At 73.1% G+C, this 9,675-nt stretch carries 10 protein-coding genes; 5 read left to right on the top strand and 5 right to left on the bottom strand.

Translation table 11 applies throughout. The features are described from left to right. Positions 1-1,124, bottom strand: a 1,124-nt coding sequence (locus E1287_RS39635) for an alpha/beta fold hydrolase (RefSeq protein ID WP_131970682.1), incomplete at its 3' end; no start/stop codon positions are given. 134 nt (positions 1,125-1,258) lie between these two features. Here E1287_RS39635 and E1287_RS39630 point away from each other — a divergent pair. Both E1287_RS39630 and E1287_RS39625 read left to right on the top strand, forming a co-directional pair. Further along, entirely contained in the window at positions 1,259-2,428 is a 1,170-nt protein-coding gene (locus E1287_RS39630; RefSeq protein ID WP_131970680.1) for an ATP-binding protein, read from the top strand. Continuing rightward, positions 2,425-3,087: a response regulator transcription factor gene (locus tag E1287_RS39625; RefSeq protein WP_131970678.1), complete on the top strand. Its 663-nt coding sequence runs from the start codon at positions 2,425-2,427 to the stop codon at positions 3,085-3,087. Before E1287_RS39630 ends, E1287_RS39625 begins: the two co-directional genes overlap by 4 nt. Here the strand turns inward: E1287_RS39625 and E1287_RS39620 are convergent, their stop codons facing one another. Then, positions 3,088-3,975, bottom strand: coding sequence for a polysaccharide deacetylase family protein (locus E1287_RS39620; protein ID WP_243719754.1), 888 nt, complete (start codon positions 3,973-3,975; stop codon positions 3,088-3,090). Positions 3,976-4,143: 168 nt separating this feature from the next. On the opposite strand from E1287_RS39620, the gene E1287_RS39615 reads away from it, so the two are divergent. Both E1287_RS39615 and E1287_RS39610 read left to right on the top strand, forming a co-directional pair. Continuing rightward, on the top strand, positions 4,144-4,938 hold the full coding sequence (locus E1287_RS39615) for a class I SAM-dependent methyltransferase (protein ID WP_243719752.1): 795 nt from the start codon (positions 4,144-4,146) through the stop codon (positions 4,936-4,938). 44 nt (positions 4,939-4,982) lie between these two features. Next, on the top strand, positions 4,983-5,669 hold the full coding sequence (locus E1287_RS39610) for a hypothetical protein (RefSeq protein WP_131970674.1): 687 nt from the start codon (positions 4,983-4,985) through the stop codon (positions 5,667-5,669). Here E1287_RS39610 and E1287_RS39605 read toward each other — a convergent pair whose 3' ends face one another. Next, positions 5,670-6,782 carry a TNT domain-containing protein gene (locus E1287_RS39605; RefSeq protein WP_131970672.1) on the bottom strand — a complete coding sequence of 371 codons (1,113 nt, stop codon included), beginning with the start codon at positions 6,780-6,782 and terminating at the stop codon, positions 5,670-5,672. 31 nt (positions 6,783-6,813) lie between these two features. Beyond that, the gene (locus tag E1287_RS39600) at positions 6,814-7,644 is read right to left on the bottom strand and encodes a hypothetical protein (protein WP_131970670.1); all 831 of its coding nucleotides are present in this window, start codon (positions 7,642-7,644) and stop codon (positions 6,814-6,816) included. Between the two features lie 137 nt (positions 7,645-7,781). Between E1287_RS39600 and E1287_RS39595 the strand changes: the two genes are divergently transcribed. Then, the gene (locus E1287_RS39595; protein WP_131970668.1) at positions 7,782-8,948 is read left to right on the top strand and encodes an alpha/beta fold hydrolase; all 1,167 of its coding nucleotides are present in this window, start codon (positions 7,782-7,784) and stop codon (positions 8,946-8,948) included. 1 nt (position 8,949) lies between these two features. Here E1287_RS39595 and E1287_RS39590 read toward each other — a convergent pair. Beyond that, on the bottom strand, positions 8,950-9,675 hold a 726-nt coding region (locus E1287_RS39590), incomplete at its 5' end, for a zinc-binding dehydrogenase (RefSeq protein ID WP_131970667.1).

Below are 9,675 nucleotides of genomic sequence, written 5' to 3'. Positions count from 1 at the left end.
ATCTCCCACCGCTTGTACTCGCACTCGCCGCGCAGGATCAACGTCGGCGCCGCGGCGCGTCGCAGGGCGGGGCGGGGGTCGGGGACCTTCAGCGCGTCGTCGGAGATCATCTGGTTGGAGTAGAAGCCCGAGCGCGACGCGGCCTCGTGGAGCGGGCGGCCGGGACGGCAGGTCGCGGCGGACCCGACCGACGACAGCAGCTCGTCGAACAGGGGATCGATCTCCTCGTCGGGCATCAGCGCGTGCGCGGCGCGCGGGTTCACGGCCATGAGCAGCGACCAGGCGACGAGCTGGGGGCGGTTCTCCAGCTCGTCCATGCGCTCCCGCTGTGCCGGGGTGAGCCGGTCCCAGATCTCTCCCTCGCCGGACTTCTCCCATGCCGGAGCCCACAGGGCGCCGGGCGAGGTGAGGACGGTCCGCGCCACGCGGCCCGGGTGCGCGGCGAGGTAGGCGGCCGCGAGCGTGGCGCCCCACGAGCTGCCCGCCAGGATCAGCCGGTTCGCGCCGATCCGGCCGCGGATCGCCTCCAGGTCGGCGACCTGCCGGGCGACCGTGTAGCCGCCGGGGTCGTCCAGCCGCTGCGAGCGCCCGGACCCGAGCTGGTCGTAGGTGTAGACGTCGAAGCCGGTCGCGGCGAGGGCGCGGTCGAGGTCGTCCGGACCGGCGCCCGGGGTGCCGGGGCCGCCGTGCAGCCGCACGACCGGCTCCGGCCACCGCTGACCGTGCGCCGGGGTGAACGTGTACGCGACGCGCGAGCCAGTGGAGAGCCGCCAGTAGCGGGTGTCCTGGGCGGGAAGGGCGGCGGCGGGGACGTCGAGCGGGCGGAAGACCAGCAGATGGCCCGCGACCGCCGTGACGGCGGCCATGGCCGCGGCGACCAGGATCGCGACGAGGCCGCCGCGTCGCGCGCGGGCGAGCCGTCCGCCCAGGTACGCGACGGCGCCGGCGAGCTGGACGGTGGCGGCCAGGGCGATCGCCGCGCAGGTGGGGAGGGGCGCGCCGGCCGCGGCGGCGAGCAGGAACGCGACGACCGCGGCGGGCGGGGCGAGCAGCGCCCCGGTGATGATCAGCGCGCCGCCGCCGAGGCGGCGCGGCCGGGACGCGGGGGTCTGTGTCGAAGTCATGGCCGCGACGCTAGGAACGGCGGCGGGGCACGGTCGTCCCTCGGCCGGGATCCGGTTCGTCCCCCTGGAGGGGTACAGATCGTCCTCCGGTCGGACGATTCCCCAGATCACGGACGTTCCATACGCTGACCGCCATGGACCTTCGACGGTGGGGCCCGGACCGGCTCGCCGGCCGCCGGTGGCACTGGGTCGCGCTGGACGTGTTCGTCGCCTACGTCTCGGCGACCATCACCATCGGCGACTCCGACGTCACCGCGTCGGCGTTCCACGGGCCGGTCGCCGTGCGGGCCGCCGCGGTGGTGTGGTTCGCCGCGATCGCCGGGCGCCGGTTCGCGCCGGCGACCGCGCTGTGGGCGTCGGCGGCGGCGACCGCCGCGACGGCCCTCGCCGGGCACCCGCTCACCAATCTGTCGGCGGCGTCCGCGCTGGCGCTGACGATGGTCGCGCAGACCCGGTCCCGCCCGCGCGCCGCGCAGCTCGCCGTGGTCCCGGTCGTGACGGCGCTCGCCGCGCTCGCCGCCGAGAACACCGAGGCCCTGGTGCTCGGCGCGCTCCTGCACGGCGGCGCGCTGCTCGCCGGGGACGCGGCCCGTTCGCGCTCGGACGCGGCCGCCGCGCTGCGTGCGCACGAGGCCGCACGCGCCGCGGCGCTCCGGCGGCGCGCGCTCGCCGACGAGCGCGCCCGGATGGCGCGCGAACTGCACGACGCCGTCGGGCACGCCGTCACGGTCATGGTCACCCACGCCGGCGCGGCCCGCCTGTCCCTCGGAGACGAGCACGCGGACGTGCGCCGCTCGCTGGGCAGCATCGAGGACGTCGGCCGCGCCGCCCTCGGCGACCTCGACCGCGTCCTCGGGCTGCTGGACGAGTCCGAACCGCCGAACCCGCCCGACCTGGCAGCCGCGCTGCGCGGCCTGGTCGCCGGTCTCCCGCCCGGCCTGCGGGCCGATCTGGCCGTGGACGGCGACCTGCCCCCGCTCGGGGAACCCGTCGTCCAGACGCTGTACCGGATCGTCCAGGAGTCGCTCACCAATGTCGTCCGGCACGCCTCGGCCGGAACGGTCCGGGTCCTGGTGGCCCGCGAGGGCGACGACGTGCGGGTCACCGTGATCGACGACGGCGCCGCTTCCGGCCCGCCGAGCCCGTCTCAGCCGTCCGGCGTGCGAGGAGCGTCCGGTCGCGGGCTCGCGGGGATGCGCGAGCGCGCCGCCCGTCTCGGCGGGACGTGCCAGGCGGGCCCCGCCCCGGACGGCGGCTGGCGGGTCGAGGCCCGCGTCCCCCTCACCGCGCGGGCCGCCGCGTGATCCGGGTCCTGCTCGCCGACGACGAGGAGCTGATGCGCGGCGGCCTGCGCATGATGCTCCAGACCCAGCCCGACATCACCGTCGTCGGGGAGGCGTCAGACGGCGTGCAGGCCGTCCGGAGCACCGCGGCGCTCGCGCCGCACGTGGTCCTCATGGACGTCCGGATGCCCGTCATGGACGGCGTTGCCGCCACCGCCGAGATCGCGGCGCGGCATCCGGCGTCCCGGGTCCTCGTGCTGACCACGTTCGAGCTGGACGAGTACGTCTTCGCCGCCGTCCGGGCGGGGGCCAGCGGCTTCCTGCTCAAGCGCACCCCGCCGGAGACGCTGATCGAGGGCGTCCGGACCGTCGCCTCGGGCGAGGGGCTGCTCGGCCCGTCGGTGACCCGACGGCTGCTCGCCGAGTTCGCGCGCACCTCGCCCGCCCCGCCGGACGCCGCCGCGCGGCGGCGTCTGGACCGGCTCACCGACCGCGAGCACGAGGTCCTGCTGCTGATGGCCCGCGGTCTGTCGAACGCCGAGATCTCCGCCCGCCTCCACATCGGCGAGGCGACGACCAAGACGCATGTCAAACGCATCCTGGCCAAACTCGATCTTCGCGATCGGATCCAGGCGGTCGTCTTCGCCTTCGACAACGCCCTGGTCCGTCCTCGCGGCTAGTCAGCGCCGGCCGGAGGGCCCGGTGTACCCGCTCGGCGGGGCCCCGGCGGGAGGCCCGGCGGAAGGCCCGGACGGGGACGGGCTCGCCGTCACCGGTTCGGTCTTCTGGACGCGCTCGTTGTAGGTCTGCCCGGGCTGGAGCGGCTGCCCCTGGAACAGCTCCGACACCGTGACGAGCGTGAACCCGCGCTTCTTCAGCCCGTCCACCACCTTCGGGATGGCGTCGACGCTGGGCTTGTGGATGTCGTGGAACAGGACGATGCCGCCGCCTTCGGGTTCCCTGACCCCGATCCTGGTGTCGCGGCTGACGCTCTTGTGCTGCCAGTCGAGCGTGTCCACGCTCCACAGGATCAGCGGCATCCCGACGGCGCGTCCCACCTGCGTGTTCGTCGCCCCGTAGGGCGGCCGCATCAGGGTGGGCGCGACGCCGGAGGCGTTCTTGACGGCCTGCTGCGTCCGCTGGATCTGCGACCGGACCTCGGCGGGCGACTCCGTGGTGAGGTCCGGATGGGACCAGGTGTGGTTGGCGACCTCGTGGCCTTCCATGGCGATCCGCCGCACGACGTCCGGGTGGGCCTGGACGTTCTCCCCCAGCATGAAGAAGGTGGCGCGGGCGCCGCCGGCCTTGAGGGTGTCCAGCAGCCGTGCCGTGTGGGGCCCGGGCCCGTCGTCGAACGTCAGCGAGACGCACTTGACCCTGCCGCAGTCGATCTTCCTGGGCGGCGGCGGGGCCGGAGCCCGCTTTTGCTGGGCCCGCTTTCCCATGGCGGCGTTCTCGCCCGCCGTCCGGGCCCGCTTCTCCTCCGAGCCGCCGCAACCGGCGATCCCGGCGCTTCCGGCGACGAGCAGGAGCCCGGCACCGATGACGGTGATTGTCCTGATCCGCACCACGCACCCCCGAACGTGTTACTTGGGCGGCTTCATACCCTCCGTCACCTAGGCGACACATGCCGTCAAGGACGTGATATCGGGGATCGTCCACCGGGGGCCGGGCGTGTGCCCGTCGGCGCGTCACTTCCGGGCGATGTCCGATAAATTACGACAGTGAATTGGGCCGTGACGACGTACGACTCCGCCTTCGGGTACGTCTCCGCGCACGGTGCGCCCCTGGTCGACCTGCTCGATCCGCAGCCCGGCGAACGGGTCATCGACCTCGGGTGCGGCACCGGGGCGTTCAGCGCGGAGATCGCAGAGCGAGGCGCCGAGGTGCTGGGCATCGACGGCAACCCGGACATGGTCGCGCAGGCGACCGCGATGCATCCGGGGCTGTCGTTCGTGCTCGGCGACGCCCACGACTTCACCGTCGGCGAGTCGTTCGACGCGGTCGCCTCGAACGCGGCCCTGCACTGGATGACCCGCGACCCCGACGCCGTGATCGGGCGCGTCCACGCGTCGCTGCGGCCCGGCGGGCGGTTCGTCGGCGAGCTGGGCGGCGCCGGGAACTGCGCCGAGCTGATCGTCGCGATGCAGACCGCCTGGCGGGTGTTCGGCCTCGGCGAGCCGGACCTGCCCTGGTACTTCCCGACCCCCGCCGAGTACGCGACGAAGCTGGAGGAGGCCGGGTTCACGCTGCGGCTGCTGGAGCACGCCGACCGTCCGACCCGGATGACCGAGGGCCCGAACGGCGCCGCCGACTGGGTCCGCGCGTACGCGGCCACCGCGCTGGCGGACGTCCCGCCCGAGCTGGTCGATCCGCTGCTCGCCCGGGTCAACGACCTCGCCGCCCCGGCGCTGCGCCGCGAGTCGGGCTGGGTCGCGGACTATGTGCGGCTCCGGTTCGCGGCCATCCGCAAGCCGGACGGCGCCGTGCCCCTGCCGACGGGCCCGATGCCGTCCGACCCCCAGCTCTGATCCCGGGGGCCCGGCCGAGTGCCGCCCGCCCTAGGGTTGGGGGCATGCTGCGGCTGCACGACCATCGCACCGGGCGCGCCGAGCCGCTGCCCGGCGGGCTGGGCCTGCGCGTCCAGATCCTGGACGGGGCCGGACCCCGCGTCCCGGTGGTCGCCGACCTGCTCCGCCGGGTCGCGGAACGGGCCGGACGCCGCGTCCGGGTCGCGTCCACCTCGTCCTTCGCATTGGACGACTTCAACGTCGCGTCGTTCGAGGTGCTCGACGCCCCGCTGCCGGACGCCGACGTCTACCTGGCGAACGCCGACGTCCACCAGGCGGACGAGGCCGCTGCCCGCACGGACGCGCTCTGCCTGGTCGTAGCGCCCGAGACGGGCGCCGGGCCGCCCGCGTCCGCGAGCCCGATCGCGGTGCGGCTGGCGGTGCTGGAGGTCCCCTATCGGGAGCCGCTGGAGTTGTCCGAGGCCCGGCTGTCGAAGGCCGAAGAGCGGCTGGACAGGTGGCGCGGCAAGGTCGCGGAGTGGGCGACGTCGCCCGGACGCCCCATGAACCGCGAGTACGCGAGCGAGGCGGAGGCCGCCCTGGCGGATGATCTGGGCAGCCCCGGCGCGCTCGCCGTCCTCGACCGTCTCGCCGCCGACGCCGACGTGCCGCCGGGCGCGAAGCTGGAGACGTTCATCCACCTCGACCTGCTGCTGGGCCTGGATCTGGTCTCCGCGATCGGAAGCGCCTGATCAGGTGGTGCTCGTGCCCGTGCCTGCGTCCTGGACGTCGATCTCGATGAGGACGCCGTCGGTCATCAGCTCGGCGATCGAGCGGCGGAACACGTAGGCCGTCCCGCCACCCGGCTGGCCGAACCACGGCACTGCCGTCCCTGTCAACGCTTCCTCCGCCCGTTGCAGCCGGTAGACGTGGTACGGGCGGTCCTGCCATTCGCGCGGCAGCGACCGGCGCGGATACGGGGTGCGCGCCGCGTACGTCACGTTGCCCTCGGAGCCGCCATAGCGGTCGACTTCCGTTCCCGCCGCCAGTTCCATCACGTGCCGGTCGCGCAGTAGGGAGAGCGGAGGTTCGCCCTTGAGCGGCTCGAACGGCCCGGTCTGGACGGTGTTGCGCGGGTCGAGGAGGAGGCGTCCGAGCAGATGCGCGGCGCCCTGTTCGGTGTCGTCGAAGGTGACTTGCTTGCGTCTCTCGCCGTCCCGCATCTGGAACACCGTCCAGCCGCCCTCTTCTGGCAGGAGGCACCAGACGCCGTCCGCAGTGTCCTTGATGCGATAAGCGGCGCGGTCGACGCGAAGTTGGTCCAGGCGGTGTTGGAGGGCGTCCGTCCAGTCGATTTCCGGTTCGTCTTGGCGTTCCGGGGCTTCTGGGTCTTGCGGTTCGTCCGTCCGGACGCGTTCAGGCACCGTCCTGCCCGTCACAGCCGCATTCGCAGCGTGCATGGTGTCGTCGTCGACGGCAGGCACCTGGAACCCATTGGCGCGTATGTGCGCGACCAGATCGACCTCTGGCGCGACACCATGTTCGGTCAGGTAATAGGCCACCGCCCCTGACCAGACCCACGTCCCATCGGTATGGAACGTCAGCGGGACGGTCGCGCCACGTGAGGAGTCGAGCCTGTCAGGGGCGTTGGATCGGGCCGCCATGACGATCGGGCCCTGCCGCAGGTATTCGGTCACGCGCTCCACCTCGTCCGGCGGGACGGGCGGGCGCGACACGGCGGGACGGGTGCCGTCCGGCCCCGCATGGTCGAAGATCCGCGCCCGGCGGAGCCCGCCCGGCTCGGGAACCGGCAGGTCGGCGACCGTCGCGGGCTGGGTGGCCCGGCCGCCGAGCCGGTGCGTCATCCATTCCGGGACCTCATCGCGCGGGAACCGCTCAAGCTCGCGCCGGACGTCGGCGGCGGACGGCTCCGAATCCCAATGCGGCTCGTCGTCGTGCCTGAAGCTGGCCCGGCAGCGGACGTCGCCGTCCCTCGTACACGACCTCGAAGTCGATCCGTGACCAGGTGGTCCCCTGGAACGCGTGCGTCCCGGCGCGGAGCCTGTCGAGGAGGCTCGCGGTCGCGGCGGGCGCCGTCCAGGGCGTGACGGCGCCGTCCGCGCGGTGGCAGGTCATCGCGGGGAACTCCACGTGCTCGCCGACCGCCTGGTAGTACCCGGAGACCGTCCGCCAGAGCGGCGGCGCGTGATCGGCGATCACGATCGTGACCTGGTTCGACAGCAGCTCCATCTGCTCGACCGGATTCATCGGGCCCGGGTCGGCCGCCTCCGCGGCGGCGGGTTCGCGACCGTCCAGCCGGTCCCGCAGCCAGCCCGGCACGTTCGCCCCGTCGCGCGGCAGGACGATCTGGTCGCGCCGCCAGTAGTCCATCGGGATCGGCGGATCCCACAGCGGATCGAAGTCGTAGTTGTACAGCGGCCGCGCGGACTCCGGCTCGATGATCGCGACCATCGAGAACCAGGTGCCCTGCTCGGACAGGTAGTGCGCGCGGCGCAGGTCCATCAGCAGTGCGGTCAGCTCCTGCGGGACGGTCTCCGCCGTCACCGTCTTGCCCTCGCCGGTCAGCACGGTCAGCGCGACGTCGTTGACGGCGACGGTCGCGATGCAGTGCAGGTCGATCCGCCGCCATCCGGGTGGCGCCATCCGACGCGCGAACGCGACGACCTCGCCCTCGATCTCCGCGATGCGATCGTTCTGCCCCGTCACGCGTTCTGCCCCGTCACGCCGTGCGTCCCTCCGTACCGAACCTTGGCACCTGTCCGGCAGATTAACCGCACTGATCACCGGATTGCGGAACGGCCCGGGCGTCCGAGACTCTCAGGCGGAGGCTAAGTTCATATGTCGTGTCGACCACCGTCCCTGAGTCACCGGCTCCCGCCGCGCCCGAACCACGGGTCCGGCGTCGGCGCCGCGGCCGCCCGCTGATGGCGGCTGCGGTCGCGGTCATCGTGCTGCTGGGCGCGGTCGTCGGGATCGGCTGGTACTTCGCGGGCGTCGCCATCGAGGTCGACCACACGGCCGACTACTCGCTCACCGTCCTGGACGCGGCCAACGGCACGGTCACACTCCCCCGGGACGAGGCGACAGAACGCCCGGGAACGTGGGCCCTCGCCTGGAAGGGCGGACGCGCTCTCCTAGGCCCCATCACCGGCGGCAACGACGGGCAAGTCGTCCGCCAAGTCTCGTCCATCGTCGAAGGCGTCCTCGTCAAGGGCTCTCCCGCGACGGTCGACCACTGGATATACGACGGCGACCCGAAAAGGGCTCTCGGGCTCGATTTCCAGGACGTCCTGTATCCGTCCCAGGCAGGGCCCATGCCCGCGTGGCTGATTCCGGGTACGTCGCCTAAGAGCACCTGGGTCATCGGCGTGCACGGACGGAACGCCGACAAGGCCGAGACGTTCCGCGTCATGCGGGCCGTCCATGCGCTCGGGCTGCCGATGATGTCCATCGCGTATAGGAACGATGTAGGCGCACCGCCGTCCAGCGACGGGAAGAACCATCTCGGCGACGCGGAATGGCGCGACGTCGTCTCCGCCATGGACTACGCACGCGCGAACGGCGCGACGGGCGTCGTCCTGTACGGCTGGTCGATGGGCGGCGCGATGTCCATGAGGACCCTCCGCGACGACCCGACCTTCATCAGGGGCGTCGTCCTCGACTCCCCTGTCCTCGACTGGAACGCCACGCTGGACATGCAAGGCGACGCACGCAACCTGCCCAACTTCGTCACCGGCGTAGCGAAACGCGTCCTGGAGTGGCGCATAGGCATCGACCTGTCCGCCTACGACCAGCGCCGCTACGCGCCCAAACTGCGCACCCCAGTCCTGTTGTTCACCGCCGCCGACGACGCAACGGTCGACAACCGCGCCGCCTACACCTTCGCTAGGACGGCCCCACCCGGCATGGTCACCCACGTCCCCACAGCAGGCGGCCACACCGAGTCGTGGAACGTCGACCCCACCGCCTACGAGAACGCACTCAGCACCTTCCTCAAGAAGGTCGCCTGACCTACGGACGCCTTACCTCCAGCAGCGTCTTGCCGATCGTGGCACGCGACTGAATGGCCCTGTGCGCGTCCGCCGCCCCGTCCAGCGGGAAACGCTGCCCGATCACCGGCCGCAGCCTCCCAGCGGCCGCCTCGGCGAGCGCGCTGCGCGTGAACTCCCGCAGCTCCTCCGGAGTCGCCCCCGGCCGGACGAGCGTCACGCCCCGCTCCGCCGCGTCCTCCTCCGGGATGCCCGCCCACTCGCCGCTCGCCAGCCCGAAACTCACCATCCGCCCGCCTCGCCGGACCAGCGTGAACGCCTCCCGCGCCACATCGCCCCCGACGCCGTCGAACACCACGTCCACCTCGCCTGCCTTCCCGGCCCAGCCTGGCTCGCCGTAGTCGACGGCCTCGTCCGCTCCCAGACCCAGCGCCACCTCCGCCTTGCGCGCCCCACCGGCCGCCGCGACGACCGTCGCCCCCGCCGCCTTCGCCAGCTGGACGAGCAGTGTCCCGACCCCTCCGGCCGCAGCCTCCACCAGCACCCGCTCCCCCGGACGAGGACGTGCCGCGTCCAGCATCATCCCCGCCGTCCGGCCGTCCGCCAGCAGCGCCACCGCGTCGTCGAGCGCCAGACCGTCCGGTACCTCGAACAGGCCGACGGCGTCCACAGAAGCGAGTTCCGCATACGCGCCCGTGCCCCCGGTGCTACTCACCACCCACCGCCCGACGAGCCCGCGGTCGACCCC

It is taken from the genome of Actinomadura sp. KC06, assembly GCF_004348735.1.
Lineage (GTDB): Bacteria > Actinomycetota > Actinomycetes > Streptosporangiales > Streptosporangiaceae > Spirillospora.
The sequence above is the reverse complement of the archived record's forward strand: the minus strand, read 5'-3'. Positions and strand labels throughout refer to the sequence as shown.

Excerpts from the sequence above, each read along its gene's own strand:
- E1287_RS39610 (WP_131970674.1), top strand. The coding sequence starts at position 4,983 with ATGCTGCGGCTGCACGACCATCGCACCGGGCGCGCCGAGCCGCTGCCC.
- E1287_RS39630 (WP_131970680.1), top strand. The coding sequence starts at position 1,259 with ATGGACCTTCGACGGTGGGGCCCGGACCGGCTCGCCGGCCGCCGGTGG.
- E1287_RS39605 (WP_131970672.1), bottom strand. The coding sequence starts at position 6,782 with ATGACGCACCGGCTCGGCGGCCGGGCCACCCAGCCCGCGACGGTCGCC.